At 61.1% G+C, this 25,230-nt stretch carries 26 protein-coding genes; 16 read left to right on the top strand and 10 right to left on the bottom strand.

Annotation, left to right across the window (positions count from 1 at the left end):
- Positions 1 to 29 precede the first annotated feature (29 nt).
- Positions 30 to 662, top strand: a complete 633-nt coding sequence (locus tag ABD919_RS03115; protein WP_345233688.1) for a bifunctional nuclease family protein — start codon at positions 30 to 32, stop codon at positions 660 to 662.
- 107 nt (positions 663 to 769) lie between these two features.
- Complete coding sequence (locus ABD919_RS03110) at positions 770 to 1,306, top strand: YfiT family bacillithiol transferase (RefSeq protein ID WP_345233686.1); 537 nt, start codon at positions 770 to 772, stop codon at positions 1,304 to 1,306.
- A 235-nt stretch (positions 1,307 to 1,541) separates the two neighbouring features.
- Here ABD919_RS03110 and ABD919_RS03105 read toward each other — a convergent pair whose 3' ends face one another.
- Together ABD919_RS03105 and ABD919_RS03100 are read right to left on the bottom strand one after the other, a co-directional pair.
- A complete protein-coding gene (locus tag ABD919_RS03105) occupies positions 1,542 to 2,351 on the bottom strand; it encodes an ABC transporter ATP-binding protein (protein WP_345233684.1) in 810 nt (269 codons plus the stop codon).
- Positions 2,352 to 2,441: 90 nt separating this feature from the next.
- Complete coding sequence (locus ABD919_RS03100; protein WP_345233682.1) at positions 2,442 to 3,173, bottom strand: MlaE family ABC transporter permease; 732 nt, start codon at positions 3,171 to 3,173, stop codon at positions 2,442 to 2,444.
- Positions 3,174 to 3,274: 101 nt separating this feature from the next.
- Between ABD919_RS03100 and ABD919_RS03095 the strand changes: the two genes are divergently transcribed.
- Complete coding sequence (locus tag ABD919_RS03095; protein ID WP_345233680.1) at positions 3,275 to 3,997, top strand: SDR family oxidoreductase; 723 nt, start codon at positions 3,275 to 3,277, stop codon at positions 3,995 to 3,997.
- A 2-nt stretch (positions 3,998 to 3,999) separates the two neighbouring features.
- Here the strand turns inward: ABD919_RS03095 and ABD919_RS03090 are convergent, their stop codons facing one another.
- Complete coding sequence (locus tag ABD919_RS03090; RefSeq protein WP_345233678.1) at positions 4,000 to 4,620, bottom strand: GIN domain-containing protein; 621 nt, start codon at positions 4,618 to 4,620, stop codon at positions 4,000 to 4,002.
- A gap of 151 nt (positions 4,621 to 4,771) precedes the next feature.
- Here ABD919_RS03090 and ABD919_RS03085 point away from each other — a divergent pair, with 151 nt between their 5' ends.
- From ABD919_RS03085 to ABD919_RS03060, 6 genes are all read left to right on the top strand, one after another.
- Positions 4,772 to 5,467 (top strand): SDR family oxidoreductase, encoded by a 696-nt coding sequence (locus ABD919_RS03085; RefSeq protein ID WP_345233676.1) that lies wholly within the window; start codon positions 4,772 to 4,774, stop codon positions 5,465 to 5,467.
- A gap of 106 nt (positions 5,468 to 5,573) precedes the next feature.
- On the top strand, positions 5,574 to 6,482 hold the full coding sequence (gldA, locus tag ABD919_RS03080; protein ID WP_345233674.1) for a gliding motility-associated ABC transporter ATP-binding subunit GldA: 909 nt from the start codon (positions 5,574 to 5,576) through the stop codon (positions 6,480 to 6,482).
- 16 nt (positions 6,483 to 6,498) lie between these two features.
- Complete coding sequence (locus tag ABD919_RS03075) at positions 6,499 to 6,843, top strand: hypothetical protein (protein WP_345233672.1); 345 nt, start codon at positions 6,499 to 6,501, stop codon at positions 6,841 to 6,843.
- Positions 6,844 to 6,862: 19 nt separating this feature from the next.
- Positions 6,863 to 7,588: a gliding motility-associated ABC transporter permease subunit GldF gene (gene gldF, locus ABD919_RS03070; RefSeq protein WP_345233670.1), complete on the top strand. Its 726-nt coding sequence runs from the start codon at positions 6,863 to 6,865 to the stop codon at positions 7,586 to 7,588.
- A gap of 11 nt (positions 7,589 to 7,599) precedes the next feature.
- Complete coding sequence (gldG, locus tag ABD919_RS03065; protein ID WP_345233669.1) at positions 7,600 to 9,324, top strand: gliding motility-associated ABC transporter substrate-binding protein GldG; 1,725 nt, start codon at positions 7,600 to 7,602, stop codon at positions 9,322 to 9,324.
- A gap of 28 nt (positions 9,325 to 9,352) precedes the next feature.
- Positions 9,353 to 9,673: a hypothetical protein gene (locus tag ABD919_RS03060; protein WP_345233668.1), complete on the top strand. Its 321-nt coding sequence runs from the start codon at positions 9,353 to 9,355 to the stop codon at positions 9,671 to 9,673.
- Between the two features lie 29 nt (positions 9,674 to 9,702).
- On the opposite strand, the gene ABD919_RS03055 is transcribed toward ABD919_RS03060, so the two are convergent.
- Positions 9,703 to 10,008, bottom strand: coding sequence for a type II toxin-antitoxin system RelE/ParE family toxin (locus tag ABD919_RS03055; RefSeq protein ID WP_345233667.1), 306 nt, complete (start codon positions 10,006 to 10,008; stop codon positions 9,703 to 9,705).
- Positions 9,996 to 10,175, bottom strand: coding sequence for a hypothetical protein (locus ABD919_RS03050; RefSeq protein WP_345233666.1), 180 nt, complete (start codon positions 10,173 to 10,175; stop codon positions 9,996 to 9,998). Before ABD919_RS03050 ends, ABD919_RS03055 begins: the two co-directional genes overlap by 13 nt.
- Before the next feature lie 144 nt (positions 10,176 to 10,319).
- On the opposite strand from ABD919_RS03050, the gene dnaN reads away from it, so the two are divergent.
- Both dnaN and gldC read left to right on the top strand, forming a co-directional pair.
- Positions 10,320 to 11,444, top strand: a complete 1,125-nt coding sequence (dnaN, locus tag ABD919_RS03045) for a DNA polymerase III subunit beta (protein ID WP_345233665.1) — start codon at positions 10,320 to 10,322, stop codon at positions 11,442 to 11,444.
- 118 nt (positions 11,445 to 11,562) lie between these two features.
- Positions 11,563 to 11,907: a gliding motility protein GldC gene (gene gldC / locus ABD919_RS03040; RefSeq protein WP_345233664.1), complete on the top strand. Its 345-nt coding sequence runs from the start codon at positions 11,563 to 11,565 to the stop codon at positions 11,905 to 11,907.
- A gap of 134 nt (positions 11,908 to 12,041) precedes the next feature.
- Here gldC and ABD919_RS03035 read toward each other — a convergent pair whose 3' ends face one another.
- The 5 genes from ABD919_RS03035 to ABD919_RS03015 all read right to left on the bottom strand — a co-directional run bounded on the left by ABD919_RS03035 (position 12,042) and on the right by ABD919_RS03015 (position 17,775).
- Positions 12,042 to 12,587, bottom strand: a complete 546-nt coding sequence (locus tag ABD919_RS03035) for a hypothetical protein (protein ID WP_345233663.1) — start codon at positions 12,585 to 12,587, stop codon at positions 12,042 to 12,044.
- Positions 12,588 to 12,971: 384 nt separating this feature from the next.
- Complete coding sequence (gene dcd / locus ABD919_RS03030) at positions 12,972 to 13,511, bottom strand: dCTP deaminase (protein ID WP_345233662.1); 540 nt, start codon at positions 13,509 to 13,511, stop codon at positions 12,972 to 12,974.
- Positions 13,512 to 13,557: 46 nt separating this feature from the next.
- Positions 13,558 to 14,454 carry a hypothetical protein gene (locus tag ABD919_RS03025; RefSeq protein WP_345233661.1) on the bottom strand — a complete coding sequence of 299 codons (897 nt, stop codon included), beginning with the start codon at positions 14,452 to 14,454 and terminating at the stop codon, positions 13,558 to 13,560.
- A gap of 95 nt (positions 14,455 to 14,549) precedes the next feature.
- Positions 14,550 to 15,851 carry a glutamate-1-semialdehyde 2,1-aminomutase gene (gene hemL, locus ABD919_RS03020; protein ID WP_345233660.1) on the bottom strand — a complete coding sequence of 434 codons (1,302 nt, stop codon included), beginning with the start codon at positions 15,849 to 15,851 and terminating at the stop codon, positions 14,550 to 14,552.
- A 133-nt stretch (positions 15,852 to 15,984) separates the two neighbouring features.
- Complete coding sequence (locus ABD919_RS03015) at positions 15,985 to 17,775, bottom strand: ABC transporter substrate-binding protein (protein WP_345233658.1); 1,791 nt, start codon at positions 17,773 to 17,775, stop codon at positions 15,985 to 15,987.
- A gap of 200 nt (positions 17,776 to 17,975) precedes the next feature.
- On the opposite strand from ABD919_RS03015, the gene ABD919_RS03010 reads away from it, so the two are divergent.
- The 5 genes from ABD919_RS03010 (at position 17,976) to ABD919_RS02990 (ending at position 25,018) form a co-directional block, all read left to right on the top strand.
- Positions 17,976 to 19,487, top strand: coding sequence for an NADP-dependent isocitrate dehydrogenase (locus ABD919_RS03010; protein WP_345233656.1), 1,512 nt, complete (start codon positions 17,976 to 17,978; stop codon positions 19,485 to 19,487).
- Positions 19,488 to 19,586: 99 nt separating this feature from the next.
- Positions 19,587 to 20,258, top strand: a complete 672-nt coding sequence (locus ABD919_RS03005) for a TetR/AcrR family transcriptional regulator (RefSeq protein ID WP_345233654.1) — start codon at positions 19,587 to 19,589, stop codon at positions 20,256 to 20,258.
- A 33-nt stretch (positions 20,259 to 20,291) separates the two neighbouring features.
- Entirely contained in the window at positions 20,292 to 22,022 is a 1,731-nt protein-coding gene (locus tag ABD919_RS03000) for a peptidase domain-containing ABC transporter (RefSeq protein WP_345233653.1), read from the top strand.
- A gap of 108 nt (positions 22,023 to 22,130) precedes the next feature.
- Positions 22,131 to 23,528, top strand: a complete 1,398-nt coding sequence (locus tag ABD919_RS02995; RefSeq protein WP_345233651.1) for an HlyD family secretion protein — start codon at positions 22,131 to 22,133, stop codon at positions 23,526 to 23,528.
- Entirely contained in the window at positions 23,525 to 25,018 is a 1,494-nt protein-coding gene (locus ABD919_RS02990) for a TolC family protein (protein ID WP_345233649.1), read from the top strand. Before ABD919_RS02995 ends, ABD919_RS02990 begins: the two co-directional genes overlap by 4 nt.
- Positions 25,019 to 25,230 lie beyond the last annotated feature (212 nt).

Raw genomic sequence — 25,230 nt, 5'->3', positions numbered from 1 at the left:
AGACCCCCAGTCCGAAAGACCCCATTCCCTTGAAAAAAATACAGCTTGAAATTCTTGGCCTCTCGTCCAGCCAGTCGCAATCGGGCTCGTTTGCGCTGATTCTGGGCGAGAAAAATGGCAACCGCCGCCTGCCCATCATCATCGGCATGTTCGAGGCGCAGAGCATCGCCATTCAAATCGAGAAAATAAGCCCCAACCGCCCCCTGACGCACGACTTGTTTAAGTCGTTTGCCGAACATGTACACGTGGTGATTCTGGAGGTCATTATTTCCGATTTGAAGGAAGGCGTATTTTACTCCCGCATCGTGTGCTCGGACGGCGCCAGCACCTTCGAGATTGATGCCCGCCCCTCCGACGCCATCGCCATTGGCCTGCGCTTCGGCGTTCCCATCTACACCGTGGAAAGCGTGCTCAGCGAAGCCGGCATCATCCTGACCGACCTCGACGAGGCCGCTGATGAGTCGGACGAAGACGAGGACGACGAAGACGACGAGGACGACAACGACTCGCCGGCCCGCCCCAGCCGCCAGCCCGAGCCCAAGGAGCCCAGCGGCCAGGTATCGCTCGACGAGCTGACCAAAATGCTGGCCCAGGCCCTGGAGAAAGAAGATTACGAGAAAGCCGCCAAGATTCGCGACGAGCTCAACAAGCGCAACGGCTAGTATCGCTGATTGCCGCTGATTTTTCTGATTCCGCTGATTTTTGACGCAAACCTTTAAGGCGCTGCTTTCTTTACGAGAGCGGCGTCTTTGCTTTTACCCAATTCCTTATGAGCAACTCCGAAGACTTGCTGCGCTATCCCATTGGCCGGGCCGTGCTGCCCGAGCAGCGCCTCACTCCTGCCGAGCGGGCGGTGCTTATTCAGCAGGTGGCCGAGCTGCCAGCCCAGCTAACGGCTACGGCCCGCGCAGTAGGCGGCGAGCGGCTGCAGCTGCCCTACCGCCCCGGGGGCTGGACGGGCCGCCAGGTTATCCATCACCTGGCCGACTCGCACATGAACTGCTACTTCCGCTACCGCCTGGCCCTGACGGAAGAAAACCCCACCGTGCGGCCCTACGACGAAACCGCCTGGGCCGAGCTGCCCGACGTGGAAGCCTCGCCCATCACCGTGTCGCTGACCCTGCTGGAAGCCCTGCATAGCCGCTGGGTAACCCTGCTGCACCACCTGAGCGAGGAGCAGTGGCAGCGCACCTTCTACCACCCCGCCCAGGACCGCGACTTCCGTCTCGACCAGGCCCTGGCCATGTACGCCTGGCACGGACAGCACCACCTGGCCCACCTAAAATCGCTGATTGCCGCTGATTAGCGGTGATTACGCGGATTCTTATGTTCTATTGGCGCCATTTCCTGCCTATCGTAATGGAGTGCTGCTGAAGGCGAGCTCTGGGCACTCTTTGAAATGGGAAGGGCCTTACCGAAGCAGAACAAGGCACAGCTACTGCTGCTGCGTGTTCTGCCTCGGTAAGGCCCTTTGCTATGCCTGGGGGTCAGACTTCGCGAACTAAATCAGCGAAATCAAAAAAATCAGCGGCAATCAGCGATTATATGCCGCCGCCTTCGTGGTCGTGAATGGAGGCCAGGCCGCCTTCCGCTTCCTCGTCCACTTTCTTGGCGGCCCGCACCAGGCTGCTGCTGAAGATGAACTCCTGCAGCTCCGGCACCTGGGCGTTCAGAATTTCTTCTTTGGTGCCGTCCCAGAGCTTGCGGCCCTGGTGCAGGAAGATGATGTGCTCGCCAATCTCAATCACCGAGTTCATGTCGTGGGTGATGATGACGGTGGTGATGTTGTACTCGTGCGTGATTTCGTGAATCAGCTCGTCAATCTTGATGCTGGTGGCCGGGTCGAGGCCGGAGTTGGGCTCGTCGCAGAACAGGTAGGTACAGTTGGGGGCAATGGCGCGGGCAATACCCACGCGCTTTTTCATGCCGCCCGATATTTCGGAAGGCATCTTGTTGCCGGCGTTTTCCAGCCCGACGCGCTTCAGGCAGAACTCCACCCGGTCGCGGCGCTCGGCCGGCGTCATTTCCGGCGTCAGCATCTGCAGGGGAAACTCCACGTTCTGGGCCACCGTCATGGAGTCGAACAGAGCGGAGCCCTGAAACAGCATGCCGATTTTGCGGCGGATTTCCTGGCGGATGTTGATTTTATTGTTGGTGTACATGGTGCCATCGAAGGTGATGGACCCCAGGTCGGGCTTCATCAGGCCTACGATGCACTGCAGCAGCACGCTTTTGCCCGTGCCGGAGCCGCCCAGCACCAGGTTGCACTTGCCCGTTTCGAACGTGCAGCTGATGCCTTTCAGAACCGGATTGCCATTAAAGGCCTTCTGAACATTGGATACTTCAATCATAACTATTTCTGGCTGCTTGTTGCTGGTTGCTTGTTTCCGAACCTGCCCAACTGAAGGCTAACCAGAAACAAGGACCCGGAAACAAGAAACTTAAAGAAGCACAGCTGCCAGCACGTAGTCGGCGAGCAGAATGGCGATAATGGAGTTGGTAACGGCGGAAGTGCTGGCGGCGCCTACTTCCAGGGCGCCGCCCTGGGTGTAGTAGCCTTTGTAGGCCGAAATTCCGGAAATCAGAAAGGCAAACACCACCGATTTGATAAGGGCAAAAACGATGTTGTAGGGAATAAATGAGTCGCGGATGCCCTGAATGTACTCTTCGGCCGTCACCGACCCGGAAAGGGTGCCGGCCAGGTAGCCGCCGAAGATGCCCAGGGTCATGGCCATAATGACCAGCAGCGGGAAGGTAATCATGGAAGCCAGGATGCGGGGCAGTACCAGGTAGGAGGTGGAGTTGATGCCCATTACCTCAAGCGCGGAAATCTGCTCGGTAATGCGCATGGTGCCCAGCCCCCCCGCGATGCTGCTGCCCACCTTGCCGGCCAGCACCACGCAGGTGATGGTAGGGGCCAGCTCCAGAATGGTCATTTCCCGCACCATGTAGCCAATGGTGGACTTGGGAATCAGCGGGTTGGTGAAGTTGTAGGCAATCTGCACACAGGTTACGGCCCCGATAAAAGCCGAAACGATGGAGACGATGACCACCGAATCGAAGCCGATGAGAATTGCCTCGTCGATGGTGCGGTTCCAAAGCGTGGACAGGCGCTCGGTGCGCACAACCATGCCGCGCATGAACAGCACGAAGGAGCCAAATATTTTAAGCATGAAAAAAGACTGCTGATTGGTAAACCCAACCCCGGTAACCGGAGTTGCTAGCGGCAAAGAACGTGGCCACTCGCCACCTTACGTAAAAACCCAGCGATACAGTGGAGGCAAACAAAAAATTGGTCGTCGTCACCGGCGGCAGCAAAGGTATTGGGTTGGCCGTAGTCCGGCGCTTTTTGCGGGCCGGCTATGCCGTGGCCACCTGCGCCCGCTCGGCCAGCGACTTGCAGCAGCTGAGTGCCGACCTGCAAAGCGCCGGCGCAGCGGAGCGGCTGCATACCCTCCCTGCCGATTTAAGTGCGGCCGACGACTGCCGGCGCTTCACCGACTTTGTACTGGGCCTGGGCCTGCCCATCGAAGTGCTGGTAAATAACGCCGGCGCCTTTATTCCCGGCCGCCTGCAGGACGAGCCCGCCGATGGCTCGCAGCTGCGGCAGATGCTGGCCGTGAACCTGCTTAGCGCTTACGATGTGACGCTGGCCCTGCTGCCCGGCTTTATTGCCCGCCGCGCGGGCCACATCTTCAACCTGTGCTCCACCGCCAGCATCATGGCCTACCCCAATGGTGGCTCCTACGGCATCGCCAAGCACGCCCTGTACGGATTCAGCAAAAACCTGCGCGAAGAGCTGAAAGAGCAGGGCGTGCGCGTGACTACGGTGCTGCCCGGCGCCACCCTTACCGCCAGCTGGGAGGGGGTGGACCTGCCAGCCGAGCGGTTTATCCGGGCCGAGGACGTGGCCGAAGCCATTTTCTCGGCTTACCAGCTATCTCCCCAGGCGGTGCTGGAAGAGCTGCTGATACGCCCCCAGCTCGGCGACTTGTAATCTTACCGGGCCACGGCCTTGCCCCGGCCGCTCACTTCAATGTCGGTTACCCGCGGTGGGCCGGCATAGTACGTAGTGCCCGTGCCGGCCAGGCGGCCGCCAAAGATGTCGCTGGCCCGGACAAAGGCATCGCCGTTGCTGTCGCGCGTGGAGCGGAAGTAGCAGCGGCGGGTTTGCAGGCCGTCGGCAAAGAGGCGGCCGTTGCCGCCTACCCGGAGGGCGGCTTCTTCAATCTGCCCCCGCAGGGTGATGTCGCCCAACTCAAACATGTCGGCGTTCAGGTAAGCCCCCTGCAGGTCTAAGCTGATGTTGCCGGCCCCAATCAGGTGCAGGTAAGTTGAGTCCTGCGCAAATGGCCCGGCGGAGCTCAGCGTACCATAGCCGCGCTGGTAGAGGCTGCGGATGCCGGGCAGATGCAGGGTTACCTCCCGCGGCGTATCGTAGGAGCGGGTCCAGTTGTAGGTGCTGGTATTGCGCACGTTGAGCGTGGTGCCTTCCACTTCCAGCTTGATGTCGTCGACCACTTTCTCGCCGGCCCGAACTTCGACGTAGTAGCCGTTGTCCTGCACCAGCTTCAAGTCGACGTTATTATAAAGGTTCAGGGTCTTGAGATTATGCGGCACTTCATAGCGCCGGGAAATGACCTCGCCGTTGCTGCAGCCCGTAAGTGCATAGAGCAGGCTTACTCCCACCCCCCAAAACCAACCCCGGCCCCTAACTTGCGCGCTCAAATTCGTATCAGGCATTTCTTCCCATATTTTTTTCAAAGATAAGATGGAGCTAGAGGGTAAGGTTGCCATTGTGACCGGTGTCAGCAAAGGAATTGGACGGGCTACGGCCGAGGCCCTGCTGGCCCGGGGCATGGCGGTGGCCGGCTGGGGCCGGCACGCCCCGCAGGGACTGACGCATGAGCGGTTCCAGTTTTTTGAGTGCGACGTGCGCGAGGAAATTGCCGTAGCCGAAGCCCTGACCAACACCTTGCGCGAGCTGGGTCCGGAAATACACGTGCTGGTAAACAACGCCGGCCTGGGCGTGGCCGGCCCCGTCGACGGGTTTTCGTCGGACGACTGGCGGCTGATGTTCGACACCAACGTGCACGGCACTTTCTACTGCGCCAAGGCCGTGCTGCCGCAGATGAAGCGGCAGCAGCTGGGCCACATCATCAACGTCGCCAGCATTGCCGGCACCACGGGCATTGAGAACATGGCCGGCTACTGCGCCAGCAAGTTTGCCGTGCGGGGCTTTTCGCAGTCGCTGTTCAAGGAAGTACGCAACGACGGCATCAAGGTCACCTGCCTCTATCCGGGCTCTACCCAAACCAACTTCTTCGACGACATTCCCGGCGCCCAGGCCAACGACTCCATGATGCAGCCCCAGGACATTGCCGGCGCCATTGTGTACGCCCTGGAAACGCCGTTCAACTTCCACATCGTGGACGTAGAAATGCGACCTTTACAGCCTAAGAAATAGCTGTTTTAAGTTGTCAGTTGTTTGTTGTCAGTTGTCAGGTCGTTCCGGCAAAGCTGACGTCAGAACAATGCTGACAACGAACAACTGACAACTGACAACCAACCGAATGGTAGAAATCCAACACCTCACCAAGACCTACGGCAGCCAGAACGCGGTGGACGACATCAGCTTTACGGCCGGTGCCGGGGAGATTGTAGGTTTTCTGGGGCCGAACGGGGCGGGCAAAAGCACCACCATGAAAATTGCCACCGGCTACCTGCCGCCCACGGCGGGCACGGTGCGGGTGGCCGGGCACGACGTAGCCACCGAAAGCCTGGCCGTGCGCCGGCACGTGGGCTACCTGCCCGAGCACAACCCCCTGTACCTCGACATGTATGTGCACGAGTACCTGGAATTTATCGGCTCGGTGCACGGGCTGCGCGGCCGTGAGCTGCGCGGCCGGGTAAGCGAGCTAGTGGGCCGCGTTGGCCTGAGCCGGGAGCAGAACAAGCAGATTGGCGCCCTCAGCAAGGGCTACCGGCAGCGCGTGGGCCTGGCCCAGGCCCTGATACATGACCCCGCCGTGCTGATTCTGGACGAGCCCACCACCGGCCTCGACCCCAACCAGATTCTGGAAATCCGCCAGCTTATCCGGGAGGTGAGCGAAAACAAAACCGTGATTTTCAGCACTCATATTCTGCCTGAAGTCACGGCCCTGTGCTCTCGGGTGGTCATCATCAGCCGCGGCAAGCTGGTAGCCGATGCCCCCGTGGCCGAGCTGGCGGCCCGGGCCGCCGGCGAAACCGTGGTGCGGGCCGAGTTTGAAGGCCCGGTGGATGCCGCCAAGCTAAGCCGCCTGCCGGGCGTGCGCGAAGTAGAAGCCGGCCCGGCCGGCAGCTTCCTCCTGCGGGCAGCGCCGGGTGTAGACCCGCGGGCGGCCATCTCCCGCCTGGCCGGGCAGGAAGGCTGGATTATCCTTGGTTTGCGGCAGGAGCAGCAAAGCCTGGAGGAAGTGTTTGGGGAGTTGACGAAATAGATTAGTTTGCTTCGTAATGGTAAAAGAGTACCGCTTGTTTTACGCCATCAAATCGGCCAACTTGGACGAAACGGCTCGGTATATTGCGAAGCTGCTTGGGATGGATGTAAAGCTACGCACTGGCTCTTCCGGCGACTACGCCACCTGCGAAGGTGCGGCCGCTGACCGTCTTTACATCAGGCCACGGAATCGCAATGACTTTCCACGCGGTATCGACTATAAGCCATATGACGTCCAGCTGACGGCCATCAATGCTACCGGCAAAAACTCAGAGAAAGAGGTCCGGCACAACAACCTGAAAAGCAAACTGGGAAAGCTTTCAGGTTTTCTTCTGGTTACAGAAACCGTAGTGGAATCATAGTAAAATTTAGGTAGCCTTAATGCTCACAATCCTAAGAAAAGAATTCAACGCTTTCCTCAACTCCCCCGTCGCCTACGTGGTGCTAGGGGTGTTTCTGGTGGCTACCGGCCTGTTCGTCTGGGTTTTTCCCGACAGCAGCGTGCTGGATTACGGCTATGCGGATTTGCAGACGCTGTTTTCCCTGGCGCCCTGGATTTTCCTGTTTCTGATTCCGGCCATCACCATGCGCACGTTTGCCGAAGAGAAGAAAGCCGGCACCATTGAGCTGCTGCTGACCCGGCCCCTGACCGATGGGCAGATTATCGGCGGCAAGTACCTGGCCTGCTTCCTGCTGGCCCTGCTGGCCCTGGTGCCTACTCTGCTCTACTACCTGTCAGTGTACAAGCTGGGCAGCCCGGAGGGTAACATCGACTCGGCGGCTACGGTTGGCTCCTACCTGGGGCTGGCCCTACTGGCGGGCGTGTTTGCCGCCATCGGCATCCTGGCTTCGGCCCTCACCCGCGACCAGATTATTGCCTTCCTGGTAGCCGTGGTGGGCTGTTTTCTGGTGTATACCGGCTTCGACTCGCTGGCTTCGGTGCTGGAAGGCAGCGCGGCCTATTATGTAAGCCAGCTCGGCATTGCGGCCCACTACCGCGACCTGAGCAAGGGGCTGGTTGACTCCCGCGACCTGCTGTATTTCCTGAGCGTGGTAGCCCTGGCCCTGCTGGCTACCCGCCTGGTACTGCGTAGCCGAAACTGGTAATGGAACCAACAATGACAGATTCTGCCACTTCGACTCCAGCTGTAGCTTCTTCTCGCAAGCGTGCTGACCTTCTTACATTTATTGCCATTGTAGGCGGCCTGCTGCTGCTCAACTTCATCGGGCAGCGCTTCTTCTTCCGGCTCGATATGACGGAGGAAAAACGCTACACCATGTCGCCCGCTACCAAAACATTGCTCAGCGAGCTGAAGCAGCCGGTGACCGTGACGGTGTACCTGACCGGCGACTTCCCCCCGGCCTTCCGCCGCCTGGAGCAGGCCGTACGCGAAACCCTGACCGAGTTCCAGGTGTACGGCGGCGCCAACCTCAACTTCATATTCATCGACCCCAGTGCGGCCGGCAGCGAAGCCGCCCGCAACCAGTTCTACGCTTCCCTCTTCAAAAAGGGCCTGAAGCCCACCAACCTCGGCGCCACCGAGAACGGCAAGCGGGTCGAGAAAATCATTTTCCCCTGGGCCGTGGTGAGCATGGCCGGGCGCGACCGCAACGTGCTGCTGCTGCGCGGCAACCAGGCCGCCCCGCCCGAGGTGCGCCTCAACCAGAGCATTGAAGGATTAGAGTATGAGCTGGCCAATACCATCCGCACCCTCTCGCCTAGCTTGCGGAAGCGCATGGGTGTCGTGATGGGGCACGGCGAGCTCAGCAACGAGCAGGCCGGCGACATGCTCGGGGCCTGGCAGCAGCAGTACGACGTGTACCGCGTGGACCTGAGCAAGGTGCCCGACCTGCGGGCCCTGGACGCGCTGGTGGTTGCCCAGCCCAAAACGGCCTACTCAGAGGAAGAAAAGTTCAAGCTCGACCAGTTCATCACCCAGGGCGGCCGGGCCATGTTCTTCGTCGATGCCCTGCGCGTCGACCTCGACAGCGTAAGCCGCAACGGCGCCGCTCTGGCCACGCCCTACGACCTCAACCTCGACGACCTGTTCTTTAAGTACGGCGTGCGCCTGAACCAGAACCTGCTGCTCGACCTCAACAGCGGGCAGATTCCGCTGGTGACGGGCACCGAGGGCAACCGGCCCAAGATTGAGCCCATGCCCTGGCAGCTCTACCCGCTTATCAACCGCTTCAGCCCCCACCCCATCACCCGCAACCTCGACGCGGTGTACCTCAAGTTTGTGGGCAACATCGACACGGTGAAGGCTGTGGGCATCCGCAAAACCATGCTGATGAGCACCTCGCGCTACACGCGCACGCTGCCGGCTCCGGTGCCCATCAACTTCAACGACGCCCGCCTCGAGCCCAACCCCAAGCTGTACCAGAACAGCTTTCAGCCCGTGGCCTACCTGCTGGAAGGGCAGTTTAAGTCGCTCTATGCCAACCGGGCCCGACCTGGTACCATGCAGTTTCAGCCCGATAAGTCGCCCAACGCCCGGCCTTCCAGAATTCTGGTGGTGTCGGACGGCGACTTCATCCGCTCCGAGCTCAACCCCAAAACCGGCAAACCCCTGCGCCTGGGCTTCGACCGCCTGGCCAACACCGAGTTTGCCAACCGCGAGCTGGTTCTGAACGCCACCGACTACCTGCTCGACGAAACCGGCCTCATTGCCGTGCGCGGCAAGCAAATCACGCTGCGCCCCCTGGATAAGGTGAAGCTGGCTGAGCAGCGCCGCCGCTGGCAACTGCTCAACATCGGGGCGCCGCTGGCGCTGCTGGGGCTGTTTGGAGCGGTGCGGGCTTGGAGAAGGAAGCGGCGGTACGCGGAATTTGCTACAAGCTAGAAAAGCAACACATTACCACGTCCTATCTGTGCAAAAGCCCACCCGAAGAGAATTAGTGACGAGTGCGCTGTTACGTGGAAAAGAGCAGCATAAGAATTATACGCAGCCGCGAACGGAATCCTCAGCTACTGCTTTCGGCACGGTGGCCGTCATTTTAAAAGGTGACGTCTTTTTGATTTCTATTCAAGAGGTGCATGTGCCATCAAAGAAATACTATGATGACGAGTATGATGTCGAAGAGCTTCACACGGTTTTAACACTCACCGAAGTTGAGCAGTTATTACGGCAGCGTCTTGGAATAGAATTAGACGAGCTTGGACCAGCAAAAGGAATCAAGCGCTTCCGATAAGCGTGGGCTACACCATATTACCCAATATGCTAACCCTGATGCCTAAAATCCAGTAGTGGCCGCGCAGAATGGTGAATCTTCAAAACTAGAATACGGTCACCCGGCAGCAGTTCGTAAATGATGCGATAGCTGCCTTCTAATAACTCACGCAATGATTCATCATTCGGAGCTTCGGGCAGCTTGCGGCCAGACTGCGGGAAAGTGTGCAAGACATCAACCCGACTAATGATTTTATCGAGCAGACGGTTCGCGTAAGCCGGGGAGTTTTGCGAGAGGTATTCGTGCAACTGGTGTAGGTCGTCGCGAGCGCCATTGGTGAAAGTTATTTTCGCCATGAGCTTGCCTCGCGCTTCATGTCATCAAAAGATATGGTTTCACCGTCCTCCCCCTGCTTGCGGCGCTTTTCAAGCTCCTCCAGCAGAATCAAACGCTCCACCAACTCATTTAGCTCAAAATTGCGGGGCAGAGTTTTAATAGTTTCGATGGCAGCTTCCTGGGTCATGGCGTAATAGCAATGGTATGCAAAGCAAGATACGTCCGCACCGAATAGGTTGGTTCAAAGAATGCGTAAAGCCTACGAATTGCCCTTTCCAAACCACGCGCCCGCCATGTATCTTTGCCCTCCATCCCTAGACTTCCCGATTTTATGAAATTCATCGTCTCATCTTCCGCCCTGCTCAAGCAGCTCCAGAGCATCAACGGCGTGGTAACCAACAACCCGGTGGTGCCCATCCTGGAAAACTTCCTCTTCGAGATTGAGGCCGGCAAGCTGACGATTACGGCCTCCGACCTGGAGACCAGCATGATTACCGAGCTGCCCGTGGAAGCCCGCGATGCCGGCCGCATTGCTGCCCCCGCCCGCATCCTGCTCGACACGCTTAAGAACCTGCCCGACCAGCCCGTGACTTTCACGCTGGACGAGGAAACCTACACCATCGAAATCAGCTCGGCCAACGGGCGCTATAAGCTGGCCGGTGAGAACGCCGCCGACTTCCCCCGCGTGCCGGTGGTGAAGGGCTCCGCTCCTATCGAGATGCCCTCGTCGTCGCTGTCCCGGGCCATCAACAAAACCATCTTCGCCGTAAGCACCGACGAGCTGCGCCCGGCCATGACCGGCATCCTGGTGCAGCTGGCCGACAACCAGGTAACTTTCGTGGCTACCGACGGGCACCGCCTGCTACGCTACCGCCGCCAGGACGTAGGCGCCGGACAAACGGCTAACCTCATCATTCCCCGCAAGGCCTTCAACCTGCTGAAAGGCACCCTGCCTTCTGAGGCCACGCCGGTGAAGATGGAGTTCAACCAGAGCAATGCCTTCTTCAGCTTTAATCAGATGCGCCTGGTGTGCCGCCTGATTGATGAGCGGTACCCCGACTACGAGAACGTTATTCCGGTTAGCAACCCCAACAAGCTCATCATCAACCGCCAGGAGCTGCTGAACTCGGTGAAGCGCATCAGCATCTACTCCAACAAAACCACCCACCAGGTGCGCCTGCGCCTGGCTGGCTCCGAGCTCATCATCTCGGCCGAAGACCTGGACTTCTCCAACGAAGCCAAGGAAACCCTGGCCTGCCAGTACGACGGCGAAGACATGGAAATCGGCTTCAACGCCCGCTTCCTGCTTGAGATGCTGTCCAACATCGACTCCGAGGAAATCACCCTGGAGCTGAGCACGCCCAACCGCGCCGGCCTGCTCATGCCCACCGCCACCGACGACAGCGAAAGCATCCTGATGCTGGTGATGCCGGTGATGCTCAACAACTACGTATAATCGCTGATTCTCTTTGATTTCCATTGATTTCGATGATTAACTACCGTTCCTACTTTTCGCAAGCGGAGTTGACAGAAAAGAATCAATGAAATCAGTTTAATCAGCCTAAAAATCAGTGATGAAAAAATCCGAAATCCGCTTCAGCATTGCCCTCGACGACCAGAAAGTACCCGAGGCCATCAGCTGGTCGGCCACCGATGCGGGGCCCGATATACACTTCGCCAAAGCCATCAACATTGCTCTCTGGGACCGGCAGCACGCCGGCACCATGAAAATTGACCTCTGGACCAAGGACATGCCCGTGGACGAGATGAAGCGCTTCGTGGTCGACAACATCGGCTCCATGGCCGAAAACGTGGTGAATGCCACCAACGACCGGCAGATGGCCGAGATGATGCGCGACCTGTGCAAGCAGCTTTCCAGCTACCTCGACGAGCAGGAAAAGACTACCAATAGCAACTGAGCAGAGAGTAAGCAGGCGGGTTCCCGTTTTACTTCTGCTTATTGATGCGCTTTTACCCTGAGCGCGGCACACCAATTAGAAAGCCCTTCCAGTTGACTGGAAGGGCTTTTTAATTGTGTCTATCCCGAAGAGACTTAACGGGCGTTTCGGCCCAGGTTACCGGCCGGGCGCGCGGGCTTGTCTTCTTTGGTCGGGGCAATTACAGCGTCATTGGCGCGGGTTGGAGCCGGGTTGTTGACCGACTCGGCCAGTAGAATGGAGGCCGACTGACTGGCATAGTCCTTATCGTACTTATAGTAGGCGGAGCGGGCCCCGAAATAGGCCGAATACTGGTCGTTGCTAAGTACGTTGCGTAGCTCCTGGTCGCGCTCCTTGCAAACACCCTGGCACTCCTCGTCGATAAGCTTGGGGTTGCCCGCGTTTTTACGCTCGATGGCGGCCATCTTGGCTACCTTGTCTTCGTTGATGGCCCGAAGGCGGGAAGCCTGGTAGCCGTTCAGCCGCAGTTGGCGCACCATGTGGTCGCTTAGGCGGTCGGCCCTGACGATTACCGGGTTAAGCCGCGGGGTTGATTTGGTTTTATCGCGGGGTATGGTGGGAGCAGGCATACCCTGCTGGGCAATAGCGGGGCCAGTGGCCAGGGCCAGCAGCAGGGCAGCGAAGATGCTTTTCTGGTTCATGGTCGTAGGGTTTTAGGAAACACTAACGCAAGTTCCGGACCATGAATACGGTACCGGTGACCATTTTTAACGAGTAAAGCGCAGCCCTGGTTCAGATTATGTAGGGTAGGCAGCCTCGATATGCGCGAGCTGCAAAGCCGGCCTCTGAGCAGGCTATAACCATAATCCGCTACTAGCTGCTTTTCGGGCAAGTCCTGGGCAGGCAATTACATTTTCAGCAAAGCCCTTTGTTCTCAGCCCAATACACATAACTGCAACGACTCTACCCAAAAGCGCTGTACTGGTATCAGCAGATTGAAGCTGCTCCAATCTGCCCTTTCGGGCAGGGCAGATTGGAGCAGGTTTTTACCTGGCTTTGTTTTTAAGAGCGCTAAATTCTTAGCGTCAGAAGCTATTTTTCCACATCATCGACTCCACCGGCTTATCGGTTTTGTCGTTGTACTTGGCGTTCTGCTTGCGGTTGTAGAAGGTATTTACTTCACCTTGCACAGTAAAGTAAATCAGCTGGCCAATGGGCATGCCCCGGTACACGCGAACGGGCATCGACACGCTGATTTCCAGGGTCCAGTGGTTGCAGAAGCCCACGTCGCCTTTGCCAGCAGTGGCGTGAATATCGATGCCGAGGCGGCCAACGCTGCTTTTGCCTTCCAGGAAGGGCACCGTTGCGTGGGTTTCGGTGTACTCCTCGGTTACGCCCAGGTAGAGCGTGCCAGGCTGCAGCACGAAGCCTTGCTGCTCATCGATTTCAAAGATGTCGATTTCGTTGTGGCGGCGGGCATCGAGAACGGCGTCGCGGTAAGTGGCCAGGTATCGTCCCAGGTGCACGTCGTAGGAGTTGGTACCCAGGCAGCTGCGGTCGTACGGCTCGATGACGATGGTGCCCTTTTCAATTTCAGCCAGAATCTGCTGGTCGGTAAGAATCATTCGATGAGGTTTGGTCAGCGCAGGCTGGCGGGCCGGCTGGTGGGGGTTATTCGTCGTCGTGGCGGTAGTCGTCGCGCTGGTAATTGTCGCGGGGCACAGGTACTTCGTCTTCGTCCTCCTCGTCGTCATCGTAGCTGTCTTCGCGCATGCCGCCGCGCCGGCTGGGGCGCAGCCGGCTCATCAGGCTTTGCGGCTCCGGCTCGGGCTCCGGCTCATACGCCAGCTTGTTCACCCGCCGGCTCAGCGTTGGCAGCACGTTGGTCACCAGGTACAGCAGCATCAGGAAGCTGGCCAGGCTCAGCAGCAGGGTGAAGTAGTCGAGCCAGTCGTGGCGGGGGGCAGCCCCTGCCACTGGCGTGGCAACCGGCGCTTCTACATTGTCATCAACCGTTACCGAGCTGGCCTCGTCGTGAGTGGTAAGGGGAGCGGCAACCGGCGGGTCGGCATCTACATCGGAGGGCGGCACGGCGGCTACTTCCTCAGGGTTGCCGGAGTCGTTGAACTGGGCGGCCGCCTGCTTTATCAGGCGCTGCTCGGCCCGGATGAGGGCTACCCGCTCGTCGCGGGGCAGGTTGTGAATAAAGAACTCGAAGTTTTTATCGAGCAGGATGCTGTTCAGCTGCTTTTCAAACTCGGCCAGGGTCATGGGCCCGTTGCCAAAGCGCGACTTGTAGCGCTCGGCTATGCCGTTGTAGTTCAGAAAGAGCTGCTTCAGCCCTTTGTTGTCGCCGAAGCCGTCGAACTGCTTGCGGGCGGCAGCCGTGCGCAGGTTGAGCGGGAACTTGCCCCGGGTGAAGGACTTGTCGTACACCGTTTCGAAGGTGCGGAAGTTCAGCTCGTCCACCGTTTTGTCGAACAGGCGCTTGTTGGCCTGGGCGGGGGTTTCGGCAAAGGCCAGCTGCGTAAGCAGCAGCAAGAGGCCAATCAGTCGGATTTTAACCATAGGGCAAAGGTCGCGCAAAGTTTCGCGAAGTGAAAATACCTTTCGCGAAGCAGAAAATGAGGTTTGGCGAAGGCTGCCCTTCTCACATGCCACAGCTAGCGCTGGGCGTGGGCTTCCTGCAGCGACTCGCGGCAGGCCGACAGGTACAGGTCCACGATGTCGCTGGTAATGGCCGTCGATACGAACAGGGCTTCGTACTGCGAGGGCGCCAGGTAGATGCCGCGGTTGAGCATGGCGTGGAAGTAGCGGCCAAACGCTGCCGTGTCCGACTTCTTGGCATCGTCGAGGCTGTTCACCGGCTCGGCCGTGAAGAACAGGCTGAACATGGAGCCCACCTGGTTTACGGTGTAGTTCAGGCCCAGCTCGGCGGCAATCTTCCGGGTGCCGTCGGCGAGGCGCGTGGTAGTTGCGTTTAGCTGCTCGTACAGGGCAGGGTTGTCGCGCAGGTAGCTGAGCTGGGCAAAGCCGGCGGCCGTAGCCAGGGGGTTGCCCGACAGGGTGCCGGCCTGGTACACTTTCCCGGCCGGAGCTACGCAGTTCATGATGTCTTCGCGGCCCCCGTAGGCGCCTACGGGCAGGCCGCCGCCGATGATTTTGCCCAGCGTAGTCAGGTCCGGCGTGACGCCGTAAAGCTCCTGCGCCCCGCCGGGGGCGAGGCGGAAGCCGGTCATTACCTCGTCGAAAATCAAGACGATGCCGTTGGCAGTGCACAGGTCGCGCAGGCCCTGCAGGAAGCCCGGGCCGGGAGCAACCAGCCCCATGTTGCCCACTACCGGCTCCAGGATAAGGGCGGCTACCTGCTCGGGGTTGGCGTCGACGGCGGCTTTTACCGCGGCCAGGTCGTTGTAGGCCACGGTGATGGTATCCTGGGCCACGCCCTCGGTTACCCCGGCCGAGTCGGGCGTGCCCAGGGTAAGGGCCCCGCTGCCGGCGGCAATGAGGAAGGAGTCGCCGTGCCCGTGGTAGCAGCCCTCAAACTTGATGATTTTGCTGCGGCCGGTATAGCCCCGGGCCACGCGGATGGCCGACATGCAGGCCTCGGTGCCGGAATTCACCAGGCGTACCTTTTCGATGCTGGGCACCATCTCCCGGATAAGCCCGGCCATGGCCACCTCCCGCTGCGTGGGGGCCCCAAAGCTGAGCGAGCCCTGCAGGGCCTCCCGCACGGCCTCCAGCACTACCTCGGGTGCATGGCCCAAAATCATTGGCCCCCAGGAGTTAATAAAGTCAACATAGCGGTTGCCATCGACGTCGGTTAGCCAGGCCCCCTGGGCCGACTGCATGAAGACGGGGCCACCGCCCACGCTGCGAAACGCCCGAACCGGTGAGTTAACACCGCCGGGAATAAGGCTTTTGGCCTGGTCGAACAGCGCAGCAGAATTGGTGTGATTGAGCATCTTTTTCTGAATTATGAGTTATGAGTTATGAATTATAAATTTTGAATCATTCACTATGAAAGCAAGCCTAAGACTACTGCTCAGGGCCGCCCATTCATAATTCATAATTCATAACTCATAATTCCCTTCTATTCTACCGCACTACCTGCAGCTCCAGGTTTTCGAGCTTGGTGATGGGCACAATCTGGTTGTCGCCATCGGGCCCGGTGTAGCTCTGGCCCCTGAAGATTATCCCACTGGAAGCGCCGGCGCTGGTCAGATTGGTCTGGAAAGCCGGGCCGTACTGGTGCAGGGCACTGCCAAAAAACATCAGCAGCTCGAAGCCCTGGCTGGCAAACACCGATGGGGGAATGCGCTGCTGCTGCAGGTACAGCTGCCGGAAGCGTCGAAAGCCGCGGCTTTGGTCGTCGAAGTATTTGGGTTGAACGAAGTAGATGTTGCGGCTATTGAGCTGCTCCACTTCAATGCGCGGATTGTCGAGCCAGGCGGCGGGGCACAGCAAGGGCGGGCGGGCGACCGCCGGGGCTGGCACAGGCCGGGGATTGGCCGCCGTTTTGGGTGGGGCGGCCGGGGCGGTACCCAAGCCGGCCAGCACCCCCAGGGTGTAGGGCCCGGCCCGTCGGCTGTCGGAAGCTACCACCAGGTGGCTGGCGCCGCCGAGGTCGAGGCCGGCAAAGGCGGCGCTCAGGCTTTCGTCCACGTCGGGGTTGAAGCGGCGCACGGCGGAGAGCTTGCCGCCCAATGTTTCGTAGGCTTCCTTGTAGGCAGTGGCAAAGTCGGCGTCGTCCTTGCTGTCTTCGTGCAGCAGCACGCCCGGCTTTCCCATGCCAAAGGCCGTGGCCGCAAACTGGGCTGCCACGCGCCCCTGGGTAGCGGCGCTGGGCCCATACAGGTAGTGCCAGGGGTTGTCTTCCACCAGGCTGCCGTCCTGCGAGAGGGGGTTGACGCACACAATCTGATGCTCGCGGGCGTAGCGGGCCAGCAGCTTGGCCCCGGACTTATACACGGGTCCTATAATAAGGTCCATGCCGACCAGCTCGGGCTGGGCCAGCACTTGCTTGAGCTTGAGCGTATCGGCGCCGGTGTCGTAGGCAAAAATCTGCAGGGGGCGGCCGGCCCGCTGCAGGGAGTCCTGAGCCAGGCGCAAGCCGGCGTAGAGGTCGGTTACAAACTGGTTTTTGCGCTGGGTTTGCCAGCTGGTATCGTCCAGCTCGAAGGGCAGCAGCACGCCCACGTTGTAGCTGCTTTTGCGGGTGGCGCGGGGCCGGGGCGCGTAGCGGCTGCGGTCGAGGTTAAACTTGGTGATGAGCTCGTCGAGCTGCGGGCGGTCGACCTCGGTGAAAGCCCCGCCGGGCACCAGGTACTCGGCGTAGGCGCGGGCCAGCACCGCATCGTTGGGGTAGCGCCGCAGCAGGCGCTGCCAGGTAGCGCGGTCGCTGATACGGGCCAGGTACTGGGCCTTCATGGCTTCGCGCTCGGCTTCCAGCGTCCCCGGCGGAATCTGAAACAGCGTTTTCATGGCCGTATCGAAGTCGCCCTGCTCAAACGACACCTGCCCCTGCAGGAACAGGGCGTCGGCAAGGTTGGGATAGGCGCGGTACTCGGTACGGAGCAGGTTGAGCAGCTGCTCCGCCTCGGGCCAGTCCATGAGGCGGGCGGCGGCCACGGCGCTTAGGTAGGCGGCGTCGGCCGCGCGGGCAAAGCGGGCGGTGGGCTGGGCCAGGGGCTCCAGCTCCTTCAGCGCCGCGGCATAGTTGCCCTGGTCAAGCTGGGCTTTGCCGCTGCGGTAGCGCTGGTCCTGGGCACCAGGGCTGGTGGCCGGGGTAGTGGCTGGCTTGGCCTTGGCCGGCGCCTGCGCGGTGGCCGGAGCTGCCAAAGCCAGGCTGAGGGCCAGCGTAGCCAGAACGGTTGGAAAGTGATTCATGCGGAAGACAGAAGACCAGCACGCGGCTAAGCCGCGACAAAGGTACGCGGGACACCGGGCGCAAGGTTAAAAAGGAATTAAAACTATTTTTTATGATAGTAAAGCTTTCAAAACAAGAGCTAAATGTTTACCTTTGCAGCCACAAAACCCTCACAGGTTCACCCTCACCCCACCTCACCCTCCTCAATTACATGGCAGCCATGTCCTTGTCCACCCCCGCCCCCACCGACTCCGCTACCCCCATTCCAGTTACCGTGGCCATGGGCGACGGCATTGGTCCGGAAATTATGACCCAGACGCTGCGCATCCTGGCAGCAGCGGGGGTGCCGCTGGCTCCTGAGTTTATTGAAGTAGGCGAGCGGCAGTACCACGCCGGCCACACCTCGGGCATTGCCCCCGAAGCCTGGGACTCGCTGCAGCGCACCGGGGTGCTGCTCAAGGCCCCCATTACTACGCCCCTGGGCGGCGGCTACAAAAGCCTGAACGTCACGCTGCGTAAAACCCTGGGCCTCTACGCCAACGTGCGGCCCAACCGCTCCCTTTTCCCGGCCGTGGCCACGCGCTTCCCGGACCTTGATGTGGTTATTATCCGGGAAAACGAGGAAGACCTTTATGCCGGCATCGAGCACCAGCAGACGCCCGACGTGGTGCAGTGCCTGAAGCTGGTGAGCCGTACCGGCTGCGAGAAGATTGTGCGCTACGCCTTCGAGTATGCCCGGCAGCACGGCCGCCGCAAGGTAACCTGCATGACCAAGGACAACATCATGAAGCTGACCGACGGCCTGTTCCACCGGGTGTTCATGGAGATTGGCGAGCAATACCCCGACATCGAGCAGGACCACCAGATTATCGACATCGGGGCGGCCCGCCTGGCGGATACGCCCGAGCGCTACGACGTGGTGGTAACGCTGAACCTGTACGGCGACATCATTTCTGACATTGTGGCCCAGGTGGCCGGCTCGGTGGGCCTGGCCGGCTCGGCCAACATTGGGGCCGGCGGCGCTTTGTTTGAAGCCATTCACGGCTCGGCGCCCGACATCGCCGGCCAGGACATGGCCAACCCCTCGGGGCTGCTGCAGGCGGCGCTGCTCATGCTGCGCCACGTGGGCCAGCACCAGCACGCCCTGCGCATCGAGAACGCCTGGCTGCGCACCCTCGAAGATGGCCTGCATACGGCCGACATCTACCGCGAGGGCACGAGCCGCGAGCGGGTAGGCACCACGGCTTTTGCCGACGCCGTAATTGAGCGCCTGGGCCAGGAGCCCGGCCAGCTGGGCAGCCGCCGCGCCCGGCAGGCCGACCCCGCCGTAACGGCCCGCCCCAGCCAGGCCCTGGTGCCGCGCCCCAGCGCGCAGCAGGACCTGGTGGGCTGCGACCTGTTTCTCTGCGCCGAGGGCGCCCAGCCCACTGAGCTGGGCGAGCAGCTGGAGGCCCTGGCAGGCCCGGAGCTGCGCCTGAAAATCATCACCAACCGCGGCGTGAAGGTGTATCCGCAGGGCCACGCCGAAACCTTCTGCACCGACCACTGGCGCTGCCGCTTTGTGGCCCGTACCGCCACTGCCGGCGCCAACCCCACCTACCCCACCGTGGCGTACCCGGAAGTGCTGGCCCTGCTCAGCCGCGTGAACGAAGCGGGCCTGATGGTGGTAAAAACCGAAAACCTGTACTTGTTCGACGGGCAGCGGGGCTTCTCGCTGGGCCAGGGCGAGTAAGGCCTGCCCGGGTGCTGCCCCGGCCAACGGCTTCTGGCTGTTGTACCGGCCTGGGCAGCACCCATCTTCCTATTGCAAACTTCCCTTGCCCGCTACCCGATGACGCCAACCATTCGCCCGGCACTGAACGAACACCTGTACCTGCGCGACCCCCAGGAAACGGAGCTGGGCCGGCGCATTGTCGCAGAAAGCGTCGGCCTTATCGATGAACTGGGTTTTGAGCAGTTCACATTTAAAAAGCTGGCCGTCGTAATCAACTCCACGGAGGCCAGCATTTACCGCTACTTCGAAAACAAGCACCGCCTGCTGGTGTACCTGGTGTCCTGGCATTGGGCCTGGCTGGCGTTTCAAATCCGGTTTCACACCCACAACCTGCCCGATGCGCGGGAGCGGCTGCGCCTGAGCCTGCGCATCATCACGCGGGTGCACCGCAACGACCCGGCAACGCCGCTCGACGAGGCGGCCCTCTACCGCATTGTCATCAACGAAGCGTCGAAGTCCTACCTGACGCGCGACGTGGACGACGACAACCGCGCCGGCCTGTTCCGGGAGTACAAAAGCCTGGTGGCCAATATCGCCGCGGTGGTAAGCGAGATAAACCCGGGCTACCCCTACCCCCACGCCCTGGTGAGCACCTTGCTCGAATCGGCGCACAAGCAGCTCTTTTTTGCCCTGCACCTGCCTTCGCTCACCAATGCCCGCACCCACAGCGAGGCGGAGAACGACATCTACGCCTTTCTCGAACACCTCGCCTTCTCGGTCGTCGGCTAAGCTTTTCACTACACCCTTCTAGCTTCTTCCTGCATGGCGGACCCTCACACCTCTACCCTTACCCCGCCCCAGCGCCTGTGGCGGCTGCTGGGCGCGGAGCGGCGCGACATCAGCTTTTTGTACGTCTATTCCGCGCTGGCCGGGCTTATCAGCTTGTCGCTGCCCCTGGGCGTGCAATCGGTAATCGGCTTTGTGAGCAGCGGCGACGTGAGCACATCCCTGATTGTGCTCATTGCCTTTATTGTACTGGGTACCATGCTGGTAGGCGCCCTGCAGGTGATGCAGGTGTACCTGGTAGAGTACATTCAGCAGCGCTTGTTTGCGCGGGTAGCGCTCGACTTCGCCGTGCGCCTGCCCCGGGTACGTACCGAGTCACTGGACGGGCAGTACCTGCCCGAGCTCATGAACCGCCTGCTCGATACGCCTACCTTGCAGAAAGGCCTGTCCACGCTCCTGATAGAGTTTTCGGCCGCAGCCCTGCAGATACTGTTTGGCCTGCTGCTGCTGGCTTTCTACCACCCTATTTTCATCGCCTTCGGGCTGTTGATGGTAGGGCTGCTGGTCTTGATGATACGCCTTACCGGCCCCAGAGGGCTGAGTACCAGCCTTACGGAGTCTAAGTACAAGTACCGGGTAGTGGCCTGGCTGGAAGATGTGGCCCGCACGGTGCACACCTTTCGCCACCCCCCCCTGCAGGAGCTGGCCCTCAACAACACCGACAACTTGGTGGTGGGCTACCTGAAGTCGCGCCAAAGCCACTTTCAGGTGCTGGTAGGTCAGTTTTGGGGCTTCGTAGCTTTTCGCACCCTGATTACGGCGGCCCTGCTCACCATCGGCTGCTGGCTGCTGATTGCCAAGCAAATCAACATCGGGCAGTTTGTGGCCTCCGAGATTGTTATCATTCTCATCATCTCGGCCGTGGAGAAAGTGCTGCTCAAGCTCGATGTGGTATACGATGCGCTGACGTCGATTGATAAAATCGGCCATGTGCTGGATTTGCCCGTGGTGCCGCCGCGCACGGGCTCGGCACTGCCCCTGCCCAGCAACAGCGCCGGCCTGGCGGTGGAGGTGCGCCACCTGGGCTACCAATACCCCGGCAGCAGCAAGCAGCACCTGAAGGATGTAACGCTCAGCCTGACCCCGGGCGAGCACCTGGGCCTGGCCGGCAACGACGGCTCGGGCAAAACCACGCTGCTGCGCGTGCTGGCCGGGCTGCTGATCGACTACACTGGAGTGGTGGCCTACGACGGCCTGGCCCTGCCCGATATTTCGGGCGAGGCGCTGGGCCGCTTCGTGGGCGACAACCTCTCGCACCAGAACATTTTTGAGGGCACCATTCAGCAAAACCTCACCCTGGACCAGGCCAAGCTCACCGCCGACGAAGTAGCCTGGGCCCTGGAGCTGGTGGGCCTGCGCGACGAGGTGTACTCCCGGCCGCTGGGCCTGAGCACGCCGCTGGGCATTGGCACGCCCATGGCCGACAGCCTGCGCCAGAAGCTGCTGCTGGCCCGGGCCCTGGTGCGCCGCCCCCGCCTGCTGCTGCTCGACCACTTCCTGCCCGGAGTGGAGCCCGCCGAGCGGCACCGCATCCTATGCCGCCTGCTGGCCCCCGAGCTGCCCTGGACGGTGCTGCTCACCTCCAACGACGTGCGCCTGCTGGCCTTGTGCCCCCGGGTGGCCCTGCTCAGCAAAGGCCGCATCGTGGCCGACGGCAGCTACGAAGAAGTGTCGCAGCGCCCCGAAGCCCGCAACCTGCTGAGTTAAGCACCGGGTACCTGGCCGGCATTGCGCCCGCTTCAGACCATTCACAACCCAGAGGCCTGCAAACACCAGCCCGGGTTGTATTGTCCTTACCAGTAACCTTTCTGCTATATGCCTTTTGCCGATAGACCGCTCGTTGCTACCGACCCGCTGACCAGCAGCTTCCGCTCGTTTCGCTACGTGCAGACGCCGCGCACCGGCCGCGTGCTGGCCCGCTGGCTGGCCGGCCTGGGCCTGCTGGTGCTGCTGGCCGGATTTATGCCCTGGACGCAGAACATCCGCTCGACGGGCACGCTCACTACCCTGCGGCCCCAGGACCGCCCCCAGACCGTGCCGAGCACCATTGCCGGGCGCATCGACCGCTGGAACGTGCGCGAAGGCCAGGCCGTGCGCAAGGGCGACACGCTGATGACCATCACCGAAATCAAAGAGAAATACTTCGACCCGCAGCTGCTGGCCCGCACCCGCGAGCAGCTGGAAGCCAAAATTTCGGCCCTGGAGGAAAACCGGGCCAAGGGCGCTGCCCTCAGCAGCCAGCAGGATGCCCTACGCACCGGCCTGCAGGTAAGCCTGGAAAAGGCCCGCAACAAAGTCACCCAAACCCGCCTCAAGGTGGGCTCCGACGAAGCGGACCTGCGGGCCGCCAACAACGATTTCGACATTGCCCGCCAGCAGCTCGAACGCCAGGAGGCCCTGTACCAGCAGGGCCTGAAGTCGCTGACCGAGCTGGAGCAGCGCCGCCTGAAGTTTCAGGAAAGCACGGCCAAGCGGCAGTCGGCCGAGAACAAGCTGGCCGCCAGCCGCCAGGAGCTGGAAAACGCCCAGCTGGAGCTGAGCTCTCTGGCAGCCGACTACCAGGACAAGCTGGCCAAGTCGGAGTCGGACCGCCGCTCGACCACGGCTTACCAGTTCGACAGCGAAGGCCAGATTGCCAAGATGCGCAACGAGCTGGCCAACCTCAGCATCCGGGCGGGCTTCTACCACATCACGGCCCCGCAAGACGGCTACGTGGTGCGGGCCCTGAAAACCGGCCTCGGCGACATTGTGAAGGAGGGCGAGGCCGTGGTAACCATTATGCCCAACGCCCCGGCCCTGGCCGCCGAGCTCTACGTACAGCCCATGGACATCCCGCTGCTGAGCCTGGGCCGCAAGGTGCGCCTGCAGTTCGACGGCTGGCCGGCCCTGGTGTTCAGCGGCTGGCCGGGTACCAGCTTCGGCACCTTCGGCGGCCGCGTGGCCGTCATCGACAACATCGACTCCAACGGGCGCTACCGCATCCTGGTAACCCCCGACCCCGACGATGAGCCCTGGCCCAAGCCCCTGCGGGTGGGCTCGGGCGTGTACGGCTGGGCCCTGCTCGACGACGTGCCCATCTGGTACGAGCTGTGGCGGCAGCTGAATGGCTTCCCGCCCAACTTCGTGGATGGCTCCCCGGCCAAGGAGAAAAGTGGCGCAGCTGGCAAATCCGACAAAAAAGGGGGCTCCAACGATGAGGAAGAATCGAAATGAGGCGGCTACGAATCTATCTGCTGGCCCTGGGGCTGGCCGCATCTGCCCCCGCCCCTGCCCAGACGGGCTCGGCGCCCGGCGGGCCGCTTAGCGCCCCGCCCCTGCTGACGCGGCCACTGACGCCGGCCGACAGCGGCCGCGTGTTTGCCCTGGCCGACCTGCTCACTTACGTAACCCAGCGCCACCCCGTGGCCCGGCAGGCCGGCCTGCTGCCCGAGCGCGCCCGCCAGGAAGTGCGCTTCGCCCGCGGTATGTTCGACCCCGCTGCCACCAGCAAGTACTACGGCAAGACCCTGGGCGGGAAAGAATACTTCCACGACTGGGACACGCAGCTGCGCATTCCGGTGTGGTACGGCGTGGACGTAAAAGCCGGCTTTGAGCGCGGCACCGGCGCCTTCGTCAACCCCGAAAACTACACCGCCCCCGCCGGTTTGAGCTATGTGGGCTTGTCGGTGCCCCTGGGGCAAGGCCTGCTCATCGATGAGAGGCGCGCGGCCGTGCGCCAGGCCCAGGCCCTGCAGGGACTGGCCGAGGCCGAGCGCCGCGGGGCCATCAACAAGCTGCTGCTGCAGGCCGCCAAAGACTACTGGGACTGGAGCCTGAGCTACCAGCGCCTGGAGCTGCACGACTACAACCTGCGCCTGGCCGACGTGCGCTTCCGGGCTGTGCGCCAGCGCGTGCGCCTGGGCGACCTGGCCGCCATCGACTCGGTAGAAGCCCTGACCGAGCTGCAGAACCGCCAGGCCACGCTGGTGCAGGCCCGCGTGCAGTTTCAGAACGCCACGCTGCTGCTCAGCAACTACCTCTGGGACGAGCAGAACCAGCCCCTGGAGCTGCCGGCTACTGCCCGGCCCCAGGCCCTGCCCGCCGCCCAGGGCTGGCGCGCCCTGCCCCCCGACACCATTGCCGCCCTCACCGAGCTGGCCCGCCAGATTCACCCCGAGCTGCAGAAGAACCGCGCCAAGCAGGCCCAGCTGGGTATCGAGCGCCGCCTGCTCAACAACAAGCTGCTACCCAAGCTCAGCGTCGACTACAACCTGCTGCAGGCCGGACAGCCCTTCAGCCCGGAAAGCAACGCCCGCCTCGATGGCTCCTACCTGCAGAACAACTACAAGCTGGGCGTGAGCTTTGCCTACCCGCTGCTGCTGCGCGAGGAGCGCGCCAAGCTGCAGCTCAACCGCCTCAAGCTGCGCGAGCTGGAGCTGGACCTGCAGCAGGACACCCGCGACATTCAAACCGGCGTACGCACCGTGGCTAACGACTGGGAGGCCCTGCGCGAGCAGCTCCGCCTGCAGGAGCAGATAGTACAAAATGCTGAGCGCATGCGCACGGGCGAGCAAATCCGGTTTGAAAACGGCGAAAGCTCGGTGTTTTTGCTCAACTCCCGCGAGGCGTCGCTGGTGAGCGCCCGCGTGAAGCTGGCCGAGCTGCAAGCCAAGTACGCCCAAACCCAGGCCATGCTGGGCTGGGCCGTGGGTGGGGTGGAGTAGGAAGCCCGATGCCGGATAAGAAATTACAGTTCAGAGCTTTGTCTATGTAAAAGTTAACAGTTGAGAGTTAAAAGTTAAAAGGCGGTTCTGCTTTTTAACTTTTAACTCTCAACTGTTAACTCTTTCTCAGAAACAGGAACTGCGTGATAACTGCAGCGGCTGTGCACACGAAAAAGCAAGTCCGGCGTTATCTTCCCTCCCTAACCCCTGTT

The sequence above is a fragment of the Hymenobacter saemangeumensis genome (assembly GCF_039541835.1).
Taxonomy (GTDB): Bacteria; Bacteroidota; Bacteroidia; order Cytophagales; family Hymenobacteraceae; genus Hymenobacter; species Hymenobacter saemangeumensis.
The sequence above is the reverse complement of the archived record's forward strand: the minus strand, read 5'-3'. Positions and strand labels throughout refer to the sequence as shown.